This is a genomic window from Mucilaginibacter sp. OK268, from assembly GCF_900103125.1.
Taxonomy (GTDB): domain Bacteria; phylum Bacteroidota; class Bacteroidia; order Sphingobacteriales; family Sphingobacteriaceae; genus Mucilaginibacter.
In genome coordinates, this window is record NZ_FNJV01000004.1 from 451,606 (window position 1) to 477,751 (window position 26,146).

Annotated in this window: 18 protein-coding genes and 1 pseudogene; 7 read left to right on the forward strand and 12 right to left on the reverse strand. The window is 44.1% G+C overall.

Annotated features, from left to right (window positions below):
* The first annotated feature begins 10 nt into the window (after window positions 1–10).
* Together BLR84_RS16545 and glmS are read left to right on the forward strand one after the other, a co-directional pair.
* Window positions 11–1,408 (forward strand): DUF4270 family protein, encoded by a 1,398-nt coding sequence (locus BLR84_RS16545; RefSeq protein ID WP_090470323.1) that lies wholly within the window; start codon window positions 11–13, stop codon window positions 1,406–1,408.
* 189 nt (window positions 1,409–1,597) lie between these two features.
* A complete protein-coding gene (gene glmS, locus BLR84_RS16550; protein ID WP_090470325.1) occupies window positions 1,598–3,433 on the forward strand; it encodes a glutamine--fructose-6-phosphate transaminase (isomerizing) in 1,836 nt (611 codons plus the stop codon).
* A 169-nt stretch (window positions 3,434–3,602) separates the two neighbouring features.
* Here the strand turns inward: glmS and BLR84_RS16555 are convergent, their stop codons facing one another.
* Window positions 3,603–5,102: a catalase gene (locus BLR84_RS16555; RefSeq protein WP_090470327.1), complete on the reverse strand. Its 1,500-nt coding sequence runs from the start codon at window positions 5,100–5,102 to the stop codon at window positions 3,603–3,605.
* 88 nt (window positions 5,103–5,190) lie between these two features.
* Between BLR84_RS16555 and BLR84_RS16560 the strand changes: the two genes are divergently transcribed.
* From BLR84_RS16560 to BLR84_RS16570, 3 genes are all read left to right on the forward strand, one after another.
* Window positions 5,191–6,126 (forward strand): hydrogen peroxide-inducible genes activator, encoded by a 936-nt coding sequence (locus BLR84_RS16560; protein ID WP_090470330.1) that lies wholly within the window; start codon window positions 5,191–5,193, stop codon window positions 6,124–6,126.
* A gap of 133 nt (window positions 6,127–6,259) precedes the next feature.
* Window positions 6,260–8,677: a TonB-dependent receptor gene (locus BLR84_RS16565; RefSeq protein WP_090470332.1), complete on the forward strand. Its 2,418-nt coding sequence runs from the start codon at window positions 6,260–6,262 to the stop codon at window positions 8,675–8,677.
* Window position 8,678: 1 nt separating this feature from the next.
* Window positions 8,679–9,836: a PepSY-associated TM helix domain-containing protein gene (locus BLR84_RS16570; RefSeq protein ID WP_090470334.1), complete on the forward strand. Its 1,158-nt coding sequence runs from the start codon at window positions 8,679–8,681 to the stop codon at window positions 9,834–9,836.
* 93 nt (window positions 9,837–9,929) lie between these two features.
* Here BLR84_RS16570 and BLR84_RS16575 read toward each other — a convergent pair whose 3' ends face one another.
* The 6 genes from BLR84_RS16575 to BLR84_RS16600 all read right to left on the reverse strand — a co-directional run bounded on the left by BLR84_RS16575 (window position 9,930) and on the right by BLR84_RS16600 (window position 15,861).
* Complete coding sequence (locus BLR84_RS16575) at window positions 9,930–10,961, reverse strand: ferredoxin--NADP reductase (protein WP_090470336.1); 1,032 nt, start codon at window positions 10,959–10,961, stop codon at window positions 9,930–9,932.
* Window positions 10,962–10,966: 5 nt separating this feature from the next.
* Window positions 10,967–12,421, reverse strand: a complete 1,455-nt coding sequence (locus BLR84_RS16580) for an amino acid permease (protein WP_076378480.1) — start codon at window positions 12,419–12,421, stop codon at window positions 10,967–10,969.
* Between the two features lie 119 nt (window positions 12,422–12,540).
* Window positions 12,541–13,545, reverse strand: coding sequence for a zinc-binding dehydrogenase (locus tag BLR84_RS16585; protein WP_090470338.1), 1,005 nt, complete (start codon window positions 13,543–13,545; stop codon window positions 12,541–12,543).
* 699 nt (window positions 13,546–14,244) lie between these two features.
* Window positions 14,245–14,856, reverse strand: a complete 612-nt coding sequence (locus tag BLR84_RS16590) for a superoxide dismutase (RefSeq protein ID WP_076378482.1) — start codon at window positions 14,854–14,856, stop codon at window positions 14,245–14,247.
* Between the two features lie 198 nt (window positions 14,857–15,054).
* A complete protein-coding gene (locus tag BLR84_RS16595) occupies window positions 15,055–15,525 on the reverse strand; it encodes a nucleoside deaminase (RefSeq protein WP_090470340.1) in 471 nt (156 codons plus the stop codon).
* The gene (locus BLR84_RS16600) at window positions 15,526–15,861 is read right to left on the reverse strand and encodes a tRNA-binding protein (RefSeq protein WP_090470342.1); all 336 of its coding nucleotides are present in this window, start codon (window positions 15,859–15,861) and stop codon (window positions 15,526–15,528) included.
* 492 nt (window positions 15,862–16,353) lie between these two features.
* Here BLR84_RS16600 and BLR84_RS16605 point away from each other — a divergent pair, with 492 nt between their 5' ends.
* Window positions 16,354–16,773, forward strand: a complete 420-nt coding sequence (locus BLR84_RS16605) for a hypothetical protein (RefSeq protein WP_090470344.1) — start codon at window positions 16,354–16,356, stop codon at window positions 16,771–16,773.
* A gap of 276 nt (window positions 16,774–17,049) precedes the next feature.
* Here BLR84_RS16605 and BLR84_RS16610 read toward each other — a convergent pair whose 3' ends face one another.
* Window positions 17,050–20,031, reverse strand: a complete 2,982-nt coding sequence (locus BLR84_RS16610) for a ligase-associated DNA damage response DEXH box helicase (protein ID WP_090470346.1) — start codon at window positions 20,029–20,031, stop codon at window positions 17,050–17,052.
* A gap of 82 nt (window positions 20,032–20,113) precedes the next feature.
* Between BLR84_RS16610 and BLR84_RS16615 the strand changes: the two genes are divergently transcribed.
* Window positions 20,114–20,698, forward strand: coding sequence for a hypothetical protein (locus BLR84_RS16615; RefSeq protein ID WP_143013924.1), 585 nt, complete (start codon window positions 20,114–20,116; stop codon window positions 20,696–20,698).
* 259 nt (window positions 20,699–20,957) lie between these two features.
* Here BLR84_RS16615 and BLR84_RS16620 read toward each other — a convergent pair whose 3' ends face one another.
* The 4 genes and pseudogenes from BLR84_RS16620 to BLR84_RS30390 form a co-directional block, all read right to left on the reverse strand.
* Window positions 20,958–23,828 (reverse strand): M16 family metallopeptidase, encoded by a 2,871-nt coding sequence (locus tag BLR84_RS16620; RefSeq protein WP_090470349.1) that lies wholly within the window; start codon window positions 23,826–23,828, stop codon window positions 20,958–20,960.
* A gap of 73 nt (window positions 23,829–23,901) precedes the next feature.
* Window positions 23,902–24,411, reverse strand: coding sequence for a DUF2059 domain-containing protein (locus tag BLR84_RS16625; RefSeq protein WP_090470352.1), 510 nt, complete (start codon window positions 24,409–24,411; stop codon window positions 23,902–23,904).
* Between the two features lie 2 nt (window positions 24,412–24,413).
* Window positions 24,414–25,523, reverse strand: a complete 1,110-nt coding sequence (locus tag BLR84_RS16630) for an acyltransferase family protein (RefSeq protein WP_090470354.1) — start codon at window positions 25,521–25,523, stop codon at window positions 24,414–24,416.
* 480 nt (window positions 25,524–26,003) lie between these two features.
* Window positions 26,004–26,146 (reverse strand): annotated as a pseudogene (locus BLR84_RS30390) (glucosamine-6-phosphate deaminase); the annotation flags it as partial.

Sequence of the window (26,146 nt, forward strand, 5' to 3'; positions counted from 1 at the left end):
AATATTATATATGAAATTTTTAAGATTAGACTTATTGACCCTGTTAATAAGTCTTTTTATTTTTACTAGTTGTAAACGACAGGATGGAATTGGTTTGGGTATTGATCCAACCAACCAGATTAATGGTAGCCTGGTTGTTGATACCAACATTGTTATCCGTACAGAAGTCGATTCTTCGGCAGTAACATCGGCACTTGCAAAAACACCACTTGGTAACTTTACTGATCCTTCATTTGGAACCGTTATCTCAAATGTGGCTCTTGGTATTTCATTGCCAAACGACGCAGCTTATACTGTACCTGCAGGTACATTGACTATTGACTCAGCCGTACTTGTGCTAAGATATGCTAATGGGTTTTATGGCGACTCTGTTGCTACGCGCTATACTGCGAATGTTTATCAATTAGCAGAAAAAGCTGCTGTTCAAACTTATTACAATACTAAGCGCTGGCAGGTGAATCTGGGAGCGGTGCTGGGAACCAGAACATTTACAGCACGTACACATGATAGTGTGACTATAGCCAATATCAGAACAGGTAAGGTTGACACGATACAAAAAGTTGGCCCACAGGTGCGTATACCATTTAGTAAGGCGTTTATATACAATAATCTATTCAATGCAAACGGTTCGCAATTAGCCTCTACACTACTCTTTCAAAATGCAGTAAAAGGCTTATATGTTACGGTGAATAAAGGACAAGCTACTGACGCAGGTGGTATTTTACAACTGGCACTTGACTCTTCACGGTTAGATGTGTTTTATAAAACAGTTAATGGTTCAACAATAGATACTGCTTCAGTTACATTGCCTATTGTATCGCATAGTGCCGAGATAAAATATACCTATACTACAACTATTCAGGCATTATTAACAGATAAAGTAAATTCACAAAACACAGTTTATCTGCAAGGATTGGCAGGATTAAGGGCTAAAGTGAGTTTTCCGGGCCTTGACAAATTTAACCCGGATTCCATTGTGCTGAATCGGGCTGAGTTGGTCATTACGCCTCAGCCTAACTCCGGAATACCTTACGCGCCGTTGCCAAAGTTAACTATGTATCAGTTAGATATAGCTCACCAGCGGACATATATCCAGGATGCTTCACCAAGTGATGCGCGTAATCAAATATCAGCGTTTGGAGGCAGGTACGATAAAACCAAGAAAGAGTATCATTTTCTCGTTACAGCCTACGTTCAGGATTTGATACGTAAAAAAACAGTTGATTACGGAACTTTTATTGCCCCGATTGATACAACCGAAGTTACCACAGCAAGTGGCAGTAGTGTTGGAACAACAAGTATTACTCCGAGCGTGCAAACAGCAGCCCGTACCGTTGCAGTTGGGAGCGACAAAAGCTCACCTTATAAGATCAAGCTAAATATTATTTACACCCGGATACGTAAATAAATAAAAGCATATATTAATAAAAAGAATCCCCGTTAAGGGGATTTTTTGTTTAAGCCAATTCCACTTTTTAAAATTTGTTTTTAAGTAGGGAAAAACTCTTCCTATTTGTGAAAAAATCAAAATAATAAGCTGTGATTTATGTTATATAGCTAATTATTTTTGCTCCATTTACATTTTATTAAATTTATTATGTGCGGAATTGTTGGTTATATAGGCTACCGGGATGCTTATCCCATTATTATAAAAGGGCTTCATCGTTTAGAGTATCGGGGCTATGATAGTGCCGGCATTGCTTTGCTTGATGAGGAACTGAAAGTTTACAAAAAGGCAGGCAAGGTTGATGATCTTGAAAAGTTTGTTAAAGATATTGACCTGAAGGGATCAATTGGCATGGGACATACCCGCTGGGCGACACATGGTGAACCAAGCGACCGTAACTCACACCCTCATTCATCAGGAAACCGTAAGTTAACCATTATTCATAATGGCATAATTGAAAACTACGGTGTTATAAAAGAAACTTTGCTGGCCAAAGGGCATACCTTTAAAAGTGATACGGATACCGAGGTGCTGATTCATCTCATCGAGGATATACAGCTACAGGGAGGACTTGAACTGCGCGATGCTGTGCGGGTTGCTTTGAATAAGGTAATAGGTGCTTACGCTATTGTGATCATGGATGCCGATGAGCCCGATCTGTTAATAGCAGCCCGTAAAGGGAGCCCAATGGTGATAGGTGTGGGCAAAGGCGAATATTTTATAGCTTCGGACGCTACACCAATTGTAGAATATACTAAAAATGTGATCTACTTAAATGATAATGAGATAGCTTACATCAACCGGGAAAACCTGCTGATCAAAAATATAGATAATTCGGTTCAAACCCCATACATACAGGAGCTTGATCTGAAGCTGGAGATGCTTGAAAAAGGCGGGTATGATCACTTCATGCTTAAAGAGATATATGAGCAGCCGCGTTCCATTCGTGATTGTCTGCGTGGGCGTATATATCCGCAACAGGGTAAAGTGCAATTGGGAGGCATCAAAGAGTATGCTGAGAAGCTAAAAAATGTAGATCGCATCATTATTATAGCCTGTGGTACTTCCTGGCATGCCGGCCTGGTAGGTGAATACCTGATCGAGGAGTATGCCCGTGTTCCGGTTGAAGTGGAATATGCATCGGAGTTTAGATATCGTAACCCCATCATTACCGAAAAAGACCTGGTGATAGCCATATCACAATCGGGCGAAACCGCCGATACTATGGCCGCTATTGAATTAGCGAAGGAAAAAGGTGCTACCATATTTGGTGTTTGTAATGTCGTGGGAGCATCTATACCGCGTGTTACCCATGCAGGGGTTTACACCCATGCCGGTCCGGAAATTGGTGTAGCTTCTACAAAAGCTTTTACCGCCCAGGTAAGTGTATTAACGCTAATGGCATTTTACATAGCGCAACAAAGAGGCACTATAACACAAAGCAAGCTTGTAGAATACCTGACAGAGTTGAATGAGGTTCCGCAACTGGTAGAAAAAGCATTAAAATCAAATGAGCGGGTGAAAGAAATTGCCGCGAAATTCAAAGATTCAACGAATTGCCTGTTTCTGGGTAGGGGAAGTTCTTTCCCTGTTGCATTAGAAGGCGCTTTAAAGCTTAAGGAAATATCCTATATACATGCCGAAGGTTATCCGGCTGCCGAAATGAAACATGGTCCTATTGCTTTAATTGATGATGATATGCCTGTAGTATTTATTGCTACCCAGCATTCATCTTACGAAAAAGTAATCAGTAATATCCAGGAGGTAAAAGCCCGCAAAGGCCACGTCATCGCTATTGTTACCGAAGGGGATACCGAGGTGAGAAATATGGCTGATTATGTGATCGAGATACCGCAAACCAACGAAGCGTTTGTACCGCTGGTAGCTACTATACCGCTGCAGTTATTGGCTTATCATATTGCCGTGATGCGGGGCTGTAATGTCGATCAGCCGCGTAACCTGGCCAAATCTGTTACGGTGGAGTAGTGGAGTTTGCAGTTAGTAGTGGGCAGTTTGCAGCTTTTTAACAGCAAACAATTTCTTCAGAATCTGATATTCTATTAGGTTTTAATACGGATTCATAAAAAAAGCGATGGTTTTTAACTCCATCGCTTTTTTTATATAAGTCTGCAAACTGCCAACCGAAGACTGCTAACTATACAGAAGCCGGCATTTGCTTCATGGTTTCAGCAAGATCAAGCTCAAGGCCTTTGGCAATGGCCATACCTAAATTGATATCCGCTCTGAACCAGTGACACAACTGACGATTAACGATCTGATCTTTCTTAGGTCCATCAATACCGCTCATAGAGTTTACGATATTGGTGATCAAATCATGTTTTCCTTGTGCATCCATTAAGCGATATAAATTACCTGGTTGGGTATAATGATCGTTTTCACCTTCTCCGTTACGATCATACCAGTCGCCTACAGAGTTACCAAAATCCCAGGCCGGTTCTTTGTAAGTTTGATCTGCTTCAATATCATCAAAGCTGTTTGGGAAATAGTTAGGACCCGAACCTCCGTTACCATCTACACGCATTTGACCATCCCGCTGGTAATTGTTTATCATGAACGGGCATTTATTAACCGGGATCTGTTCATAATTACCGCCCAGGCGATAGCGATGTGCGTCCGGATAAGAAAGGATACGGCCTTGTAACATTTTATCAGGTGAGTAGCCAACACCATCAATTACGTGTGCCGGGGCAAAAGCAGCCTGCTCTACATGGGCAAAATAATTGTCGGGGTTTTCGTTTAGCTCCATAACACCTACATCTATCAATGGATAATCTGCATGAGGCCATACTTTGGTTAAATCAAATGGGTTGATATGATATGTTGCGGCATCAGCTTCGGGCATTACCTGTATTTTCATGTCCCATTTCGGGAAATTGCCATTATCAATAGCTGTTAGCAAGTCGTGTTGCGCAAAGTCGGGATTTTTGCCGCGCATTTGGCCTGCTTCTGCATCGGTAAAGTTTTTAATGCCTTGTTGCGTTTTAAAGTGGAATTTCACCCAAAATCTTTCATTTTTAGCATTGATGAACGAGAAGGTATGGCTGCCAAATCCATCCATATGACGATAGCCATAAGGAGTACCCCTGTCGCTCATCAGGATGGTCACCTGGTGCAGACTTTCTGGGTTTAACGACCAAAAATCCCATACCATGGTAGCACTTTTACAATTGGTATATGGATCGCGTTTTTGGGTATGGATAAAATCTCCGAATTTCTTAGGGTCTTTTATGAAAAATACAGGTGTATTGTTACCTACCAGATCCCAGTTGCCATCTTCAGTGTAAAATTTGATGGCAAAACCGCGCGGATCGCGCTCGGTATCGGCCGAACCTTTTTCTCCGCCAACGGTCGAAAATCGTAAAAATAATTTAGTTTGTTTACCTATCTGGTTAAACACTTTGGCACGGGTGTATTTTGAAATATCATGCGTTATGGTTAGCGTTCCATAAGCGCCAGACCCTTTGGCATGTACCACGCGTTCGGGGATACGTTCACGATTAAAATGAGCCATTTTTTCATGAAGAATATAGTCCTGCAACAAGATAGGTCCTCTTGGTCCGGCTGTTTGCGAATTTTCATTTTCAGCATATGGTCTGCCAGAGGCAGTGGTCAGTTTCTTTTTATTAGTTTCCATAGTCATCGGGGTTTCGTATTTCAAACTTCATCATAATATTTCAATAGAGAAAATCAATAATTGTTATATTTGAATAGAATTTATCTATATGACTATTACTCAATTGGAATATATTGTAGCTGTTGACACCTATCGGAGTTTCGTGATCGCAGCCGAAAAATGCTTTGTTACCCAACCTACATTAAGTATGCAGGTGCAAAAGCTGGAAGATACCCTGGGCGTGAAACTATTCGATCGTAGTAAACAGCCGGTAACCCCTACGGAAATTGGCATTGAGATTATTACGCAAGCCCGTATCATGCTGTCGGAAAGCGAAAAAATAAAAGAAATTATTACCGACAGACAAAAAGAACTATCCGGCGAATTGAGGGTTGGTATTATACCCACCGTATCACCTTATATATTACCCAAGATCATACGGGGTTTTATTGAAAAATATCCGCAGGTTAAATTGATCGTTTGGGAGCAAACTACCGAAGATATAATACAGCAGTTAAAGCTGGGCAAGATCGATTGTGGTATCATGTCGACCCCGCTCCATGAAAGCTCATTAACCGAGATCCCTGTATTTTACGAGAACTTTGTGGCTTATGTATCTAAAAACAGCAAACTGTCCAAAAAGAAGAATATCAATCCAGAAGATATTGATATGGAGGAGATCTGGGTGCTTAACGAAGGGCATTGCATGCGCGAACAGGTTTTAAATATTTGCCAGCGGCGTAAATCGACCAAAGGCTTCCTTCATTTTGAATATAATACCGGCAGTGTTGAAACCCTGAAGCGCATGGTTGACCAAAACAATGGCGCTACCATTTTGCCTGAGCTGGCTTTAGCCGAACTAACTGATAAACAACTGGACAAGGTGCGCTATTTTAAATCACCCGAACCTGCACGCGAAGTAAGCATAGTGATACAGCGTAATTTTTTAAAGCGAAGAATGATTGAAGCTTTAAAAAATGAAATACTTGAGTTTGTACCCAAACGAATGAAGAGTAAAAGGAAGAAAGAGGTAATGGATATCTAAGTTTTAGCCATATAAATTGGTTTAGCTAATTTCCTGGGGCTGTATTTTATTATTTATAATTATTCTAAATAATTTGGATTGTTAGGGGCTGTGTCTTATTTTTGGCGGATTGTTTATAATTAGTCTAAATAAAATGACGCAACCCCAACTTAATTTTCACAAACTATTCTCTCTCTTAATTTTAGCAATTATACTGCTCTTCAATTCAGCTGCAATTGCTCAGCAATCAAAAGGAACCATCAAAGGCCACATTGTTATTCAGAATGATGGCCCGGCCGAAAACGTTTCGGTTACTCTAAAAGGCACCAAGTACGGTACCATCACCAATGAAGATGGTGATTTTACTTTAAGGGCGCCCCAAGGTAAATACACCTTGGTTATATCGCAGGTTGGCAGCAAAAGCCAGGAAACCCCCGTTGACCTGGCAGCGGGCCAAACGCTAACCTTACCACAATTTACTGTTAGCAAAGCCTCCAACAACTTGCAGGAAGTAAGTATCAGTGGCAGTAAGGTAAATAAGTTTAAAACCAAAAAGAGTGTTGACGTTGCTAAAATGCCTTTGAGCAACCTTGAAAACGCGCAGGTTTACACTACCATAACCAGCCAGTTATTACAGGAACAGCAAATTTTTTCGGTTGACGATGCTTTACGTAACGCCCCGGGCATACAAAAAATGTGGGAGCCAACCGGTCGTGGTGGCGATGGTGGCAGTTATTATAACTCACGTGGTTTTATTGTACAAGCCAAGTTGCGAAATGGCATAGCAGGTAATATAACCTCCGGCATTGATGCGGTTAACCTGGACAGAATAGAAGTGATCAAAGGTCCGTCGGCAACTTTATTCGGAAGCACTTTAACCTCTTACGGCGGCCTGATAAACCGGGTAACCAAAACTCCTTACGACTCATTTGGTGGTGAGGTTTCCTTTGCCGGTGGTAATTATGACTTCCACCGTGTGGCGCTTGATATAAACTCTCCGTTGGACGTGCAGAAAAAAGTATTGTTCCGCTTAAATACAGCCTTCAATAATGATGGTAGTTTTCAAAACAATGGCTTTAACCGTGCATGGGCTATTGCGCCAAGCTTACTTTATAAGGTTAATGACAGGTTAACGATATCGGCAGACGCAGAGTTATCTTATGGTAAAAACATCGGCAAGTCTATCTTCTTTATGCCTTATGGGCAATCAGTTGCTGCTTTGGGATACACCAGGGCCGATCAGTTAAAATTGGATTATAAACAATCCTACTATGGCGATGATCTGACACAAACGTCAAGAAGTACCAACTTTTTCGGACAGGTAAAATATAAAATATCCGATCAGTGGACAACAAGTACCAACTTTAGTTCAACCAATAGCTTCTCAAACGGCTTTGGTCCTTACTATTACTTACTTCCCGGCGATTCAGTTTCGCGCAATGATCAGTCAACCCGTAACAGTACGGATAATATGATCGAGATACAGCAAAACTTCAACGGCGATTTTAAAATAGGCAAGTTCAGGAACCGGGTAGTTGCCGGGTTGGATTTCTTCCGGGAAAATTCCAATCAGTTCTTTTTCGGCAGCACCCTTGATACCGTATCGGTAAAAGGTAACCATGACTACTCCAATTTTAACCAGGCAGCTATGAATGCTTTGTATGCTACTGGTAAATATGGGTTTACTTACCCCTCAATCTATAAAACAAATACTTATAGCGCTTATGTTTCTGATGTGTTTAATATTACCGATCAATTAATTGCCTCAGCCGCATTACGTGTAGATCGTTTTGATAATAAGGGTAATTACGACCCAACAACCAATACTACGTCAGGAGGGTATAAACAAACCGCGTTTTCACCAAAGTTCGGTTTGATCTATCAGCCGGTTAAGGATCATATAGCTTTATTTGCCAACTATCAGAACGGTTTTACCAATAAAACCGGAATAACAGAAGATAATAAACCATTAAAACCTGAACAAGCCAACCAAATTGAAGGTGGTGTTAAAATTGATCTGTTTGATGGTAAACTGAGCAGTACTTTAAGTTACTACGATATTAAGGTAAAAGATGTTGTACGTGCCTCAGCTATAAATCCAAGTCTTTCTGTACAGGATGGTACCCAGTTTAGCCGTGGCTTTGAGGCCGAGATAATAGCAAACCCTATAACAGGCTTAAATATTATTGCAGGATTTTCATACAATGATTCAAAACTGGAGAAAACCGCTGATGCCACTGTAGAAGGCTTGCGCCCAACTACAGCCGGGTCACCTTATAATGCTAACTTTTGGGCCAGCTACCGCATTTCAAAAGGCTTGGTAAAAGGTCTTGGCTTTGGTTTTGGCGGCAATTATGCAAGCGATAACAAAATTATAAACAGTAAAACGCTTGGTGTATTTTCATTACCTGCTTATACTGTGTTAAACGCTTCTACCTTTTATGATGTAAGTCAATACAGGGTAGGGTTTAAAATGGATAACCTCACCAACGAAAAATACTGGATAGGTTATACCACCGTTAATCCGCAAAAATTAAGGAGTTACGCACTAACATTTGCCTATAAATTTTAATATGACCTTTAAAAAGATCATCCTGTTTTGTCATCGCTGGCTCGGATTTATATCCGGGCTGGTGGTGTTTATAGTGAGTGTTACCGGCTGTCTTTTCTGTTTTCAGGACGAGATACAGGATGCTTTTTACAGTTACCGCAAAGTTGAGGTACAGCATAAACCCTATCTGGATCCATCAGTATTAAAAGCCGAAGCATTAAAAGATCATAAAGGGGCTACCGCCACCTATATGTACTATTATGGAGTTGATCGCCCTGCGGGTGTGCTGGTTAATATGCCAAAGAACGAGATGTTATATGTTTACCTAAACCCTTATACCGGTAAGGTAACCCACATAGAAAATCCTGCGAAGAACTTTTTTATAGTAGTGGAGTTTATACACCTTTACCTGTTGCTGCCTCCCAAAATAGGTAGCCTGGTGGTGGGTATATCTGTTATTATATTTATGGTGATCATGATCACCGGGTTAATACTATGGTGGCCCAAACGTAAAAGCGACCGTAAGCGCAGCTTCAATATCAAATGGAATGGGCGCTGGCGTAGGGTAAACTATGATCTGCATAATGTACTCGGTTTTTATGCTACGTCTATAGCGCTTATATTATCGATAACGGGATTATCCATGGTGTTCGAGTCGGTAAGGGAGGGGATTTATACAACCGCTAACCTGGGCCGCTCCTACCCTTCCGAAAAAGAAGTACTCAAGTCCGACTCGCTTTTAAAGAACAAGGTAAAGGGTAAACCGGTCATTGATCAGGTGTTTACAATAGCACAGGCACGAGCCCCCAGAGCCGAGATGTTGTCCATTAGTGAGGATGCTTCGGCAGCCGGAACCATTGGTATAAATGCCTACGCTCAAACGCTGCATTATTACAAAAGCGATGAGTTTATTTTTGAAAAATATACAGGCAAACTCTTAAAACAAACCCCGCACGATAAGAAAAGCCCGGGCATGAAAATGAACGATATGAATTATGATCTGCACGTAGGGCAAATAGGCGGTTTAACCACTAAGATCATCGCGTTTTTAACCAGTTTGATCTGCGCTTCGTTGCCTATAACCGGTTTTATTATCTGGTTGGGTAAACGCAAAAAATCCAAATCAAAAAAAGTAAAAGAAGTGGTGCATCGCCGGGTACATAAACAGCATTTGGCATAACATAATGTACAAGGTGGGCCTGTCATCCTGAGCTTGTCGAAGGACGCGCGGAGAGGCCTACCCACCATGCTTCGACGGGCTCAGCATGACACCCTAATATTCCCCAAACGCTATTACCACATCATCACTTACCGGGTGACCGGTACAAGTGAGCACCCAGCCTTCGGCGATATCTTCATCGGTGAGCACATCGTTTTTTACCATTTCAATCTTACCGCTGGTACATCTCGCGGTACAGGTTGAGCATACCCCGTTTCGGCAGCTATAAGGCAGCTGTACATTGTTTTGCAGGGCAGCCTGCAATATGGACTGATTTTCGCCAACAGCCAGGTCGTGCAGCTCATTTTTAAACCTGATCCTGATGGTCCGGGGCTGGAAATTCAGGATGCTAGTGGTAACTGATACCGTCTCTATCACAAAGTTTTCCCTACGGATCTGTTTAGGGTCGATCCCCATGTACACCAGCGCAAACCTGATCATACGCATATAAGGGAAAGGGCCACACAGGTAAAATTCCGCTTTATCCACATCCTGTTGCACTATCTGGCGGGTAAGGGCTTCCACCTTATCGTTATTCAGCCGGTTAGCCTCACTGCTGAGCAGATAAATAATTTTAAACCTGTCGGGATGTTGTACTGCCAAGTTATCCAGCTCCTCTTTAAACACAATAGAATGGGCATCCTGGTTACTGTAAATGAGCGTTAGCCTGCTTTTTCCGGGACGTTTGAGTACATACTTGATCTGCGAAAATATCGGGGTAATACCGGTGCCACCTGCAAAAAGCAAAATATCCTTTTCCTGTTCAAATTGATTGATGGTGAACCTGCCGGCTGGAGCCAGCGCGGTTAAAATATCCCCAAGGTGTTCTTTGGCGAGCATAAAACGGGATATTTCGCCATTGGTAATGCGTTTTACGGTGATAGATAACAATTCCTCATCCGGTGATGAACCTAAAGAATAGGACCTGCGAATCTCCTCGTTACGATGGTTAAATATCAGGGTAACAAATTGCCCGGCCTTATATGGGATAGGTTTGCCCGAAACATTGCTCAAATAAAAGGTAGCTGTATCCTTTGTTTCCCACTTTATCCGTTCAATTTTTAGTTTTAGTATATCCTCATTCATGAAAGCTATCCATGTTTAGCCGCGAGCCTTTTGCGTATCACGCTGTTCTTTTTACCGTAGGTGAAATATATAACTAAACCAATTGCCAACCAAATTATTAATCGCAACCAGGTATCTCCGGGTAAAAAGGTCATCATGGCAAAGCAAACCAAAATGCCTAATATAGGTACCACAGGCACCCATGGTGTTTTAAATGGCCGGTGAATATTGGGCTGCTGTTTGCGTAAAATAAGTACACCCGCGCATACCATAACAAAGGCCAGCAGGGTACCTATGCTGGTCATTTCGCCCACCACACGGATAGGTACAAATGCCGCGAACAAGGCGATAAAGGCACAAAGTACGATATTCGATTTCCAGGGTGTGCGGAATTTTGGGTGCACATCTGAAAATACTTTGGGTAACAAGCCATCCTTCGACATGGAGAAAAATACCCTTGATTGCCCCAACAAATCAACCAGAATCACTGATGTATAACCGATCAATATCGCCAGTACAATAGCCTTGCTCAGCCATTGATAATGCGTTTTTTCAATAGCGATGGCAACCGGCGCCCCCGAGCCGATGAACTCTTTATAATTGGCCATACCCGTCATCACATGGGCGAAGATCACAAACAGGATGGTACACACCACCAGCGAACCAATAATGCCTATAGGCATGTTGCGCTGCGGATTTTTGGCCTCCTGCGCCGCGGTTGATACCGCGTCGAAACCGATGAATACGAAGAACACGAGTCCGGCACCTCTTAATATGCCCGACCATCCGTAATCGCCCCACACGCCCGTATTTTGGGGTATATAGGGGTGATAGTTCTGCGGGTTGATGAACGACCAACCCACGGCAATAAACACTAATACCACGCCCACTTTCAGGCTCACAATGATGGCATTAACCAATGCCGAGCCTTTAGTGCCCCTGATAATGATACTGGTAACCACAATAACGATCAGTGCTGCAGGCAGGTTAATGATACCCCGCACAATATCACCATTGGCCGCTTTTGAAGTTTCAAATGGCGACAGGATCAGCTGTGGCGGCAGATAAAGATCAAACCAGGACAGAAATTTTGTCAGATATTGCGACCAGCTAATAGCCACTGTAGCCGCGCCTACGGAATATTCCAACACCAGGTCCCAACCAATGATCCAGGCAAAAAGCTCGCCCATAGTGGCATAGGAATAGGTATAGGCGCTACCAGCTACCGGTATCATGGCCGAAAATTCGGCATAACAAAGTGCTGCGAAGGCGCAACCAACAGCTGCTATTAAAAATGATATGGTTACGGCCGGTCCCGAATGTTGCCCGGCGGCGATGCCTGTTAATGAAAATAAACCGGCCCCTATGATAATGCCTATCCCGATGAGGATAAGGTTAACCGGGCCCAATGTACGTTTTAATGAGTGCTCGCCTTCTTCTGCCGATTCTTGCAGCAGCAGGTCGATGGGTTTTTTGATCATGCCTAAAATAAAGTCCACAAAATTAGTAGATTATTTTGCAATCATTTTATTTAATGACCGTTAGGCATAGAATATGACTCACTATTTATATAAATAATTGATATATAGTTGTTTATAAATCAACACCATAAATTCTGCAACACAATTTTACCAAACTGTGAGGATCTCTCCATTTTATCTATCGCTTTCTGGGCGTTTTTGAAATCATATACCTCATCAACTACCGGCACTAACTCGTGTTTGGTTACAAAAGCCAGCATTGCAGTAAAATCATCATGGGTGCCCATGGTGGTACCCAATAGTTGCAATTGTTTCCAGAATATTTTACGTCCGTCGAGTGGGGGAATGTTACCTGCTGTTCCGCCGAATACCACGATGCGACCGCCGGGGTTACAAAGATCCGGGAATTTGGCAAAGCCTGCGCCCAGGGCACTATCGATGATAATATCAAAGCCGTGGGCCATCAGTTTCAGTTGTTCGGCCCAGTCTTGCGCTTTGTAGTTTACACCTGCCGCAGCACCCAGTTTTTTGGCACGTTCAATTTTTTCGCCACTGCCCGATGTTACAAACACCTGGCAACCCGCTGCAACGGCCCATTGCAAGGCAAAAACACCTGTGCCCGCCCCTACACCCGATATCAAAACCTTGTCGCCCTTTTTTGCCTTGGCTTTGGTAAATAGCGCCCTGTAGGCGGTTAAACCTGCCAGTGGAATGGAGGCTGCCTGCTCCCAGGTAAGGTGATTGGGTTTGGGATGGAGATATTCCACCCTGGTTTTTACATATTCGGCAAAGGTGCCATCATCCGGCAGGCCCAGTATTTTAAAATCGGTACCCTGGTAATCGTCGCTTTTACCGTAGTTATTGCTGGGGTTGATCACTACTTCTTTATTGATCCACTGTTTGTCCGCTTCGCTGCCTACTTCGGCTACCACGCCGGCACCGTCTGAGCCCAATATGCTCGGGTATTTGATGCCAGCATATTTACCTACGGTTATCCAATAGTCGCGGCGGTTTAGGGCTGCGGCTTTGATATGGACTAAAACTTCGCCAGGGGCAAGGGTTGGTTTTTCAACTTCTTTACATACCAGTGGTTTATCGGAGGCTTCTAAAACGATGGCTTTCATATGTTAGTTATTGAATTATTGATTTAGTGAATTTCTTTTGGAACCCCATCTGCATATTTGCACATCTGTTCTTAAAACTTTTTAAAGTTAAAATTTTAACAATTTTTAGTCGAAAACAGGGCAAAAACACATCAAAAACTGCTTAAAACTTGTTCAAAACCATCGATTTTAACACTTTTTAACAAATTTTCGATAGGTTTTTGAAGGTTTAAAAAGTATTAATTTGTTGATTGTCAAATAACTACATGTTAAGCGGTCGGTTTTTGGCCTTGTTTTGGTCTTAACTAAACAGCCCAATTTTCTATTTTTAGAAAACCGGGCTGCTGTTTATGTAAATATACGAAAAAATGAAGAGAATAAAAAGCAACTCTTACGTCATGCCGAACTTGTTTCGGCATCTCATAAGCAAGGTGTACAGCATAATGGTTAGCCTGTCCTGAGGGATCCTGAAACAAGTTCAGGATGGCAGTCTATCCCAAAGCGTCATTGCAAGGAACGAAGCAATCTCTGTGCTATACAGAGCGATTCTGTAAGTCGGGGATTATTAATATTGTGTTTATTTTTATTGGTATTAATGAACTCCCTCCGGTCGGTTGTCTTCGTTCCTCGCAATGACGGGGTTATTATACTATCATTAAAATTAAAAAAAGGGGCAGGTTCATTTGAACCTGCCCCTTTTTTATGTGCTTAATTTTTTAATTAAGCGGTTGCTTTTGCGTAAAGCTCGGCAACGTGTTTCCAGTTGATCACGTTCCAGATAGCCGCCAGGTAATCCGGGCGACGGTTCTGGTATTTCAGGTAGTACGCGTGTTCCCAAACGTCGATACCTAAAATTGGGGTGCCTTTTACTTCGGCGATGTCCATTAATGGGTTGTCCTGATTAGGGGTTGAAGTTACAGCCAGTTTTTTATCGGCAGTAACAATTAACCATGCCCAGCCCGATCCGAAACGGGTTGCACCGGCTTCAGATACTTTGGTTTTGAAATCGGCAAATGAACCGAATGTGCTTTTGATAGCATCGGCTAAAGCGCCGGTAGGCTCGCCGCCTCCGCTTGGAGAAAGCAATGTCCAGAATAAAGAGTGGTTATAATGACCGCCACCGTTGTTGCGTACAGCAGGCGGGAATTTAGAAATGTTTTTGATGATATCGTCGATGTTGCTATCGGCCTCTGGCTTGCCTTCTAAAGCTTTATTTAAGTTGGTAACGTAAGCCTGGTGATGTTTGCCATGGTGAATTTCCATGGTCAGTTTATCAATGTGCGGTTCCAATGCATCGGTAGCGTAGGATAACGCCGGTAGTGTAAATGCCATAATAGTTATTTTATTAAGTTTAAAAGTTTAATGTTGTGACGTAACAAATATAAGAGATGAACTGAGTTTTTGTTCTAAAAAATTTGTCAGGTATTTGTCTGGAATCAGAATTTATAGAATTAAAGAATTAACAAAATAAATACTCAGATATTCTTCAGATTCTGAAAATTCTTTAATTCTGTAAATTCTGATTCAGATTTATCTCCTCTTACTTTTAAAAAAACTCTTCACCAGTTCGGAGCATTCGTTTTCGCGGATGCCACCGGTGATCACGGTTTTGGGATGGGTTATTTTTTGGTTGAGCCTGCCGAAACCCAGTTTGGTATCATAAGCCCCAAACACTATCCGGCTTACCTGGAACCAGTACGATGCTCCGGCGCACATCACACAGGGTTCCATAGTTACATACAAGGTACAACCCTGCAGGTATTTGCCACCCATGGAGTTGGCCGCCGCGGTAAGGGCCTGCATTTCGGCATGGGCCGATACATCGTTGAGTCGTTCGGTAAGATTATGGCCCCTGCCGATAATCTTGCCGCCATGCACCACAATGGCACCAATGGGTATTTCGTCTTCTTCCAGGGCATATTTGGCTTCTTTTAAAGCTTCGCCCATAAAAAAATCATCCGGCGAGATCGTTGGCTCGTCCTCAAAACTGAAGTATCTCATCTAAATCAATTTGCTGCCGTTGGGCACAGGTTTATCTACAGCGGCTAAAACAATATCTCCGTTTTCATCGGCAAAGCCGGTTACCAAAAACTCCGACATAAATTTGCCGATCTGTTTTTTGGGAAAATTGATCACGCCGACGATCTGGCGCCCGGGCAGTTCATCTATAGTATAATGTTTAGTAATCTGCGCGCTTGACCATTTGATGCCAAATTCGCCAAAGTCAACCCTCACCTTAAAGGCGGGCTTGCGGGCTTCCGGAAATTCTGCTGCTTCGAGGATGGTCCCGATCCGGAGCTCTACTTGCTCAAAATCGTGCCAGGTAATCGTATCCATATGGGCAAAGGTAAAAATAGATGTGAAATAAGATGTGCGGATGTGCGGATTTCAGATGTGCAGATGAGAAATAATAAGATGTGCGAATGTGCAGATTTCAGATGTGCAGATGGAAAAAATAATAAACGCGTCATTTCGAGCGTAGCATGGCAATCCCGATTAGCAAGTTCGCCCTGTATTGTTAGGAATTGCCATGCTACGCTCGCAATGACGGATCTATATACTGTATAATATAGTGGATATTTGCTTTCGCTGCCGCGAGCTTCTAACTCGTGGTGTAGCATGGCTTCAGCTTTCAGCTGATGTAAGCTGAAAGCTTACCCGGTGATAACCACGAGATACGCTACGCTAATCTCGCGGTAGCGAATAATGAGTTATCTATGGAGTATGTTAATGAACAAAAAAAACGTAATATCTTAAATTAAAAATAATAATTTTATTAGAAAGTTATGCTTACATCATCAAAACCCACCACTTTAAAAAACAAACATTATGGCAACCCGCATATTAGATGAAAGCACTATTTCTGAGATAACAAAAGTCATTAGGGATCAGGTACCTGCTATATTGAGTCGCCTGGAGGGCAATATTAAAAAAGCTAAGATCAATATTAGTGATGATTTCAAAAAAGACTTTGGGGATATCATCATAAGTTGTTTTATCGATGGGTTGAAAGAGGAGAAAACAATTCCGGAGATAGATGCTCACGTACGATCAGTGATGTCTACGAAATTTGGTTCTGAACTCGCTGGGGTTTGTTATTTTTCCCAATCTGCAGTACCTGAACCGTTGGTCGCGTTAGATGGATTTCCCGCTAATTCTAAGTCCATTTATTCTACAGGAAGCCCTAAATTAGGCACCGATGAAGAAGTGTTTATAGATTATCTCACCCGGTTGTCGTTCAAGAAGTAGCCCGAGTAGATCATGAAACCATATACTGCCGAATAAGTAGTATTCAACACTATCAGATTTTCTTCCTCTACTTTCGCTGCCGCGAGTTTCCAACTCGTGGCGTAGCATGGCTTCAGCTTTCAACTGATGTAAGCTGAAAGCTTACCCGGTGATAACCACGAGATACGCTACGCTAATCTCGCGGTAGCGAAGTGTGAACGAGTGCAAGTAAAACCCCCAACTAATCCTTTAATCCCATAAATCATGGTTCAGACAAATTGCGTGGAAGAAAAACCTTTAAAGCCCCTTTTTCCTTGTAACTCCCGGTTTGCGGGTTTTTCTGTTGTCATCAACCTTGTCAAACCCTTCGGCGCCGTAGTTGCGTGCCATTTTGGCGATGCGTTCTTCGAGGGTTTCGGTGCTGAGCTTTTCCCGGCCGAGGCTGTCCACCATGATGGGGAACGCGAATGGCGTTGGGCGTTCGATGGTTTTGAGGATGATAGTTTGTGCGGCGATGCGCTGCAGTGCTGCCCTCAGCCGGAACTCTTCCAGTTGAAAAGCCAGCGCTTCGTTATAGGCCTGCCGTACCAGCAGGTTATCGGGCTCATACTCCGAAAATACTTCGAACAATAAGGAGGTAGATGCCTGCAGGTGCCTGTTTTTTACGGGCTGACCAGGGTAACCGGTAAATACCAGTCCGCCGATGTGGGCGATATCCCTGAAGCGCCGACGGGCCATTTCATTGGCGTTAAGACTGTGCTGGATATCATCCAACAAGTTATCTATCGAAAAAAAGCTGGCATCTTCCAGTACATGTTCAATGGGTACATCTTCGTCGGTAAGCAATTCAAAGCCATAATCGTTCATGGCGATAGAGAAACTGGCCGATTTTATTTTGCTGATGCGGAAGGCCAGCAGTGACGCCATGCCCTCGTGTACCAACCGTCCTTCAAAAGGATAAAATAACAGATGGTGCCCCTCGCGCGATTTGAACGACTCGATCAAAAATTCGTGGCTTTGGGGCAGGTGCGAAAGCTGTTGCTGTAGATCGAACAGCGGTTTGAGCGCGATCACTTCCTCGTCCTTTTCTACCCCGTGCGCTACCTCATCCAACTTGTCGCGGAACACTGCTGCCAATTGCGACGACAGGGGCATGCGACCACCGTTCCAACTGGGGATAATGCCCTTGGTGGAATTTGATTTTTTAACATAGGCCGTCATTTCCTTTACCCGGATAAACTCCAGGCTGCGCCCCGCGAACCAGAACGTGTTGCCCGGTTTTAAGCGGGATATAAATGATTCTTCGATAGTACCCAGGCTGCCGCCGCTGAGCCATTTTACGCGTACGCTGAGTTCGCTGGTGATGGTGCCGATGCTGAGGCGATGACGCATGGCCACGCGGCGGTTGTTTACTTTGTACAGACCATTCTCTACCTCTACTTTTAAAAATTCATCATATTGGGCCAGGGTTTTGCCCCCAGTGGTGATAAAATCAAGCAGCTGGCCAAATTCGTTGCGGGTCAAATCGGCAAATGCGTAGGTAGTTTTTACTTCTTCGAATAACTCCTCTGCCCTGAAGCCGTCGGATACGGCCAGGGTAACCATGTATTGGATGAGCACATCCATGGTGAGCAGCATCGGGTCACGGCTTTCAAAAATGCCTTTTTTAATGGCTTCTTTCAGGGCTGCACCCTCCAGCAATTCGAGCGAGTGGGTTGGTACAAAATAAGCCCGGGATACTGCGCCGGGATGGTGACCACTCCGCCCCGCACGCTGCATAAAACGGGCCACCCCTTTGGGACTGCCTACCTGCACCACGGTATCTACGGGGCGAAAATCGACCCCCAAATCCAGACTGGAAGTACATACCACCAGTTTTAAAGCTTCGGCATGCAGGGCCTGCTCCACCCAGTTGCGCAGCTCGTTATCCAGCGAGCCATGGTGCATGGCCATGATGCCTGCGTACTCAGGGTAATTGTCCAGGATGGCATGGTACCAAATTTCGGATTGGGAACGGGTATTGGTAAATATGAGCGTGGTTTTACTACGCGCTACGATCTCCATTACCTCGGGCAACAGTTTTAAACCAATGTGCCCCGCCCAGGAATAATTCTCTACATTTTCTGGGATGATGGACCGGATATCCAACTTTTTATCCAGATTGGCCCGCACCATTTTGACGCGCTCCGGCGGGAAATCGTTGCCTAACAAAACCTCGGCTGCCTGCTCCAGGTTGCCAATGGTGGCGCTGATACCCCAGATTTGCACCCCACCCCAACCCTCCCCGAGGGGGAGGGGGCTTTCTTGCAAGTTGTGTATGATTTTTTGGACTATTTTATCCGGATTACTTAGCACTTCATTATTACTAAACCTGATTATTGAATAACCATGTTCCTTTAGATAGTTGCTCCTCGCCTCATCAAGTTCCTGTTGTTCTGTTTCATCGTGATATCCTCCGTCTATCTCAATAATTAATTTCTTTTCGATACAAACAAAATCAGGTATATATCCTAAAACAGGATGTTGCCGCCTGAATTTATAGCCTGTTTTCTTCCCCCGCAAAAACTGCCATAAAATATTTTCTGCCTCTGTTGGTTGATGCCGCATTTGTTTGGCATTGTCAATATTGGCTTGCCAGCTTAATGCGTCCGTAGTATAATACCCAGGGTATTTATCTTTTTTTATTTCATCAAACTTTTCAGCTCCCTCTCCTTTGGAGAGGGCCAGGGTGAGGTGCTTTAACTTAGACAATCCTAACTCCACCTGTACGCCGCGTTTGGTGCCCAGGAGCTCGTGCCATTCGTCGATTACGACTACCTGTAGTTGACTGAACATTTTAGGGTATTCCTTTTGGGCCAGCATAAGGTGCAGGCTCTCGGGGGTAGTGAGCAGTACTTCGGGTAACTTTTTCTTGAGAGCCTGTTTTTCGGCGGCGGGCGTATCGCCGGTGCGGGTGGCAATGTGCCAGGGCAGGCCAATTTCGTCGCAGGCTTCCTGCATAGCTTTGCGGATATCGTTGGTGAGCGCGCGCAGTGGCGTTATCCACAGCATAAGCAAACCATTATTTTTTTGCGTGGTGTAAGTATTGGGATGCTGATTGATAAAGCCGGCCAGAAAAGGCAGGAACAGCGCGAAGGTTTTGCCGCTGCCTGTTGGCGCATTAAGCAAACCGGAGTAGCCAGAAAGATAGGCCGCCTCCATTTCCTGCTGAAAAGGGAACTGCTGCCAGTTTTTTTGCCTGTACCACTGCTGTATAACCTGTTGGCCTTTGGATGTCATTATTTGTTCAACAAATTAATGTTATTTTGGTTAGGTATATCAAGCTACCCAACAAAATAAATATAATACCGTTATGATAAATATGATGAAAAATAGTGTGCTATTATTATGCTGTGCGGCCTTGTTTGCCTGTAAACAACCGGCGCAAAAACAAAACAGCGCCGATACAGATACCGCTAAAATCCAAACCTCCGCAGCCAATAAACTAATCACCCCGGGCAGGAGCATTGGTGACATTGTATTAAGTGAAGATGTAACCAATGTGAGTCAGTTATTAGGCCGGCCAGATAGCTCGGACGCGGCCATGGGGAGCTCCTTAATGGTATGGTACACCGGACATAAAGCCGATGGTTACCGAACCAGTGTATTTGCGCACCGTAAAATGGGCGAGAAGGACGAGATCATCAGCAGGATCCAGAAGATATTGGTTAATTCGCCGGAATTTAAAACCGCAGAGGGCCTTGGTGTTGGGAGCACTGTCGATGAGATCAAAAAAAGCTACAACCTGAAACCAACCAGCGATTATCAAAATAAGAATGGCAAAGTACAGGTTTATACCGATCTGGATAAAGGGATCTCTTTTGAGGTAGATACCGCCGGTAAATGTGTGGGTGTGGTGGTACATCAGCCCCATGATACGGCTGCTGCTTATTTTAATATGCATTAGGGTTTACGGGGTGTCATACTCCGTCGAAGCATAGTGATGTGGCCTCTGCGCTCTACCCTTCGACGGGGCTCAGGGTGACACCCTGTTCAACTAATCTATAATATCAAGTCATGCCGAGGCATCCCATCATTAGGGTTATACATGATGTATAATTGTCCTGTGAGATCCTGAAACAAGTTCAGGATGACGTAACATTACCAAAACGCCCCGCCGGGTTTACCGGTGGGGCGTTTTGTATTTTATATCCCTGACAGAAAAACTATTTCTTTTCTGTTTTCTCGGGCATTAGTACCAGTTTGATATAGTTTTTACCGCTCAGGTATTTGTTGGCGGCATCTTTGGTGCTTTGAACAGTTACCTGGTCCAGGCTATTCACATGGGTGAGGATCTGATCTGGGTTCTCTTTGTTTTGTAAGGAAGAAGCCAGGTAGCTTGCCCAGAAGAAGTTTTCTTTCAGTTGTTCCTGCGTTGAACGGGCTTCTTTGGCCACAAACTTCTGGATGTCTGTTGGCTGGGCACCGTTCTGTTTGATCTTACCAATTTCCTCGATGGTAGCATTGATCAGCTTATCTACATTTTCGGGGGCGCAACCAAAATAAATGTTGATACTGTAACGACCTCCTGGAATTTTGCGGTAGGAGGCACGTACGCCCGGAGCATACACACCGCTTTCCTGCTCGCGCAGGCGCTCTATGAGTTTAATATTTAATACCTCTTCCAGCGCATCCATTTGCAAATTGTTGGCATCATTATAATCATAATCGCCGCTGAAAACCAGTTGTACGCTGCTTTTTTCGCCTACACCTTTATTCACCGTGGTATTGACGATGCCCGCAGGCGGATGGATCTCGAGATTTTTATAGTTTTCGTTACTGTTGGTTGATGGCAAGGCACCCAGGTAATGGGTTAGGAATGGCTTAATGGTTTCTACATTGAAATTACCAACCAGGGTAAAGGTAAAGCCGCTGGCATCGGCAAAACGGCTTTTATAAAAAGCGTATGCTTTATCCAGGGTAGCCTTGTTTAACCTGTCGATCGAGGTTACCATCGACCTGAAATTATGGTTGCTCAAAACAGCGGCCACGGTATCCTGGAAAACATTTACCGGGTCGAGACCACGATTGGCCAGCAGCGACCGGGTTTGGTCAATTTGCGATTGCCAGATATCTTTATCCTTACGGGGTTGTGTAAAATACAGGTAAACAAGCTGCATAGCCGTTTCAAAATCTGCCGGCGATGAATTACCGTTGATACCCTGTGCATAATCACTAATGTAAGGTGATATGTTTACGTTTTTACCAGCAAGCTTTTTATCCAGCTGGCCCTGGTTAAACTGGGCAATACCACTGCTGCTTACTATAGGTGAGGCTAAATTTGCCGAAGTAAAATCATCATCACTGGCTAATGATGTACCACCAAATGAGTAACCGTTGATGAGGATCTGGTCGTTACGAAAATCGGTAGGCTTTAGAACAACCTTTACACCGTTGCCTAAGGTAAGGGTGGTGGTGCCGATGGCCTCATCCTTCACCTCGTTGGTAACAGCACTGCCATCAGGCAGTTTGCTGATCAATGGATCCGACGATACATTATCAACATAGGCGGTCACATTTTGCCCCGCCGAAGCTATCCATTGCAAAATGGTTTTTTCATCGGGCAGTTTGTCTTTATCCTTATCCGGACCTTCTACAATCACCACACGGTTTTGATCGCTGATAAATTTCCCGGCAAGAGCGTTCATTTCGGCAAGGGTTATTTTGCCAATGTTATTTACATAAAAATTGTACTCAAATTCAATACCGGGTATAGCTTCACCGGTTAAAAAGTTTTGCTGGTATTCCCGTACAAAATTTACCGAACGGGTTTTGTCGCGTTCTCTATAAGCATTGCCTATACCTACCAGGGCATCCTGTTTGGCGCGTTCCAGTTCGGTAAGGGTAAAGCCAAATTTGCGGGCGCGTTCGGTTTCGGCAACTACGGCTTTAACGGCGGCTTCCAACTCACCAGGTTTGGATACAGCGATGGAGGTAAACGCGTCCTGTTCGCCAATAAAATTGCCATAGCTGGAGTGGCCATATAAAAACGGCGGATTAGGTTTTTGCAGCAGCTCACCCAAACGAGCGTTTAGCATCTGGTTAAACAACCCCTCACGTATTTGCTGCATGTAATCGGTAGTAGTTTTAGTTGCTGCTCCCGGATGTTTTACAACGATCTGTGCAAGGGTGTACGGAAATTCCTTATCGGTAGCTATTTTAACCGCGGTGCCGGGTGTTGGCGGTACGGTATATTTGGTGCGTGCTTTTTCGCCGGCTGGGTTTTGCAGCTGCGAAAAGTTTTGTTTGATCAATTCTTCTACACGCTTAGGATCAAAATCGCCCACAGCTATAACCGCCTGCAGATCGGGACGGTACCAGTCGTGGTAAAAACTTTTGATGGTTTCCGGTTTGAAGTTCTTTAATATATTCTCTTTACCGATAGGCAAACGCAAGGCATAGCGCGAATTATTCAGCAATACCGGTAAGGTTTGCAGTTGTAAACGCTCTTGCGCGTTTTTACCACGCAGGCGTTCTTCTTCTAATACTACGCCACGTTCTTTATCAATTTCGCCGGGGTCAAAGCTTACATAACCTGCCCAGTTGGCCAGTATTTTAAAGCCGTTCTCAAATATCTTAACCGTATCCGACGGAATGGGCAGCTGATACACAGTCTCGTTAAAGGAGGTATAGGCATTCAGGTCGGCACCAAATTTTACACCCGATTTTTGCAGATAATCAACCATTGCGTTCTTCGGGAAATCGCGGGTGCCGTTAAAAGCCATGTGCTCAGTAAAGTGAGCCAGACCCTGCTGTTCGTCGGTCTCCAAAACCGATCCGGCTTTATTCACCAGGTATAGTTCGGCCTTATTTTTGGGCTCCACATTCTTGCGGATGTAATAAGTTAAACCATTGGGCAGTTTGCCTATGATCACCTGGTCATCAACGGGTAAGGTGTTAGCTTTTGTCGCCGCTTGTGCTGCAGCCGGTTTGTTTTTTGCCGATGTAGCTGGCTTTTTCTTTACTTGTGCTATGGCGCTTCCCGAGCTGATGATCACTGCCAGGGCAACTGTGGAAAGCTTAAGGTTTAAATTCATATAATTAATGGGGATATATAATGCTAAGATGCAAAACGAAATCCTTAGTTACAAGTTATTTGAAAATGAGGATTTAGTGTTGTTGATCTTTTATAGTCGGAGGGTCGGCATTTTGAAAAGCGTCCTTCAACATTTGCTCCAGCTCGGATCGATGATCGGTAACTGCCTGCTGACCCAGTAACGTGCCTTTTTGCATGAACACAGGTAGCTTCTCAACTATCTTTTTACCCAATGGTGTGTTGTAAAAGGCCGTTAGCTGGTTAAGCTCACTTTCCGTAAACTCAGCAGCATATAATTTTTCTATCCGGTCTTTAAGCTGATCCCAGGTGACATATTTACCCATAAATACCTTCATTACTTTTAAATACAACGCCCTGTATTCCATGGGTACCCGCTGCGTACTGGTTGTGTTGGCTATTTTGTCACCCACATCGTCGAATTGTTTGTCGGTGCCCATGGTCAACAGGAGTTGCTCAGCCGCCTTTAAGTGCGATGGTTTAAAATCAGGTGTAGTTGTTTGGGCTTTTAAATTAGTGGCCAACAGAAAAATGCTTGCCAGGAGAGTGATAAGGTTGAGTTTCATGCTTATATTTTAATAAAGATCTTTTTGATATAGAATATCCACATCACCAGCCATAATATGGCCACCGTAAATAGGGCGCTGACCAGCGAAGCGTTGATGGGTGAAAAATAAGGTGCAAACAGAGTTTGATAAATGGATGCCCCGCCAATTTTGATCATCCCCATATAATGCGGGATATAGCCCGACAATACATAGGCAGTGATGGCATTAGCCCCAAAAACTACAAAAAAGTAGGTGAACCGCCTACGGCCCTGCACATCAATAAGCCAATAACAAAGGGCCAAAGCAATAGTGGCAAGTCCGCCGGTGTACAGTACAAATGAGCTGGTCCACAATGCTTTGTTGATGGGGAAAAACAGGTCCCAGATAAGCCCCAACACAACAGCAATTACGCCATAGGTAAACATCCAGCTTACTTTAACATTATCGTCGCGGTCCTTTCGTTTTAGCCAGCTGCCTACCCGTATGCCAAATAGGCCCGTAGCTATGGCGGGTAAGGTGCCCAGCAGGCCTTCAGGGTCCCATGTATGTGATTCGCGCCAGAGGTGATTAGTAGTGAATACCAGTCTATCGATCCATGCACCCATATTGGTTTCGGGTTTCAGGTTGGCATAGCCTACATCCGGTACCGGTATGCAGGTCATGATGATAAAATAACCAATCAACGCGAAGGCAAATATCCAGTCGCGGGTTTTTTGTGATGTTTTCAGGTAGAGGATGGTACAGATAAAATAAACCAGCGCGATGCGGGGCAATACCCCAGGCAGGCGCAGATGCGCTAAACCACCATCGGGGTGAAAGATCAATTGCGTGATCCAGGGAATAGCGATCAGGATAAGGGTACGGCGCAAAGCATTCAATAACAGTTTGCCATGCGGCACGGTAGCCTTTTTACTTTCCATGGCATACACCACAGACACCCCCACCATAAACAGGAAGAAAGGAAACACCAGGTCGGTAGGTGTGCAGCCATCCCATTTGGAATGTTCCAATGGCGCATATATATGCCCCCAATCGCCCGGGTCGTTTACCAGGATCATAGCGGCAATAGTCGCTCCGCGGAAAACATCGAGCGAAAGGAGCCTGGGATTTTTGATTTGCGTGGAGGTCATTGGGTTTTACGTTATGCTTTATTCTTAATTCCCTCCCCACGGGAGGGGTGCGTTTGGTCTGTGTGTAAAGGCAGGGAGGGGGTTATACAAGCGATTGAACCATATGCTTAACGAAACCCCTCCCTGCCCCTCCCGAGGGTAATAGCCCATCATTAGACATTCGTTCAAAAAAGGGTGTCATGCTGAGCCCGTCGAAGCATGGTGGGCAGGCCTCTACGCTCGACCCTTCGACGGAGCTCAGGGTGACAGCCCCTTTTTTTAATATTATTTGTCCGTTATGTCTACTGATGGGCTATTACTCTTCCGAGGGAGGGAATCGCACATATCCAGGCTTTCTTTTTATTCCCGTTGTCTGTGTCCTCACTGCTGATACGATGTATAAAAAATTATGTCATTGCGAGGAGGAACGACGAAGCAATCTCCTCGTATGTATAAACGCGAGGAGATTGCCACGCTCCGCTCGCAATGACATGTTGTTTTTTAGAACTTGTACCGCTTAAACGCTTCCATGGCTTCATATTCAGCCAATCCGAGTCTGTCATAACGCTGAGCGGTATCACGTGTGCGGTCCTCAGCCCTTACCCAGAATTCGCGGGCATCATCACCCGGGAATACCGGACGGT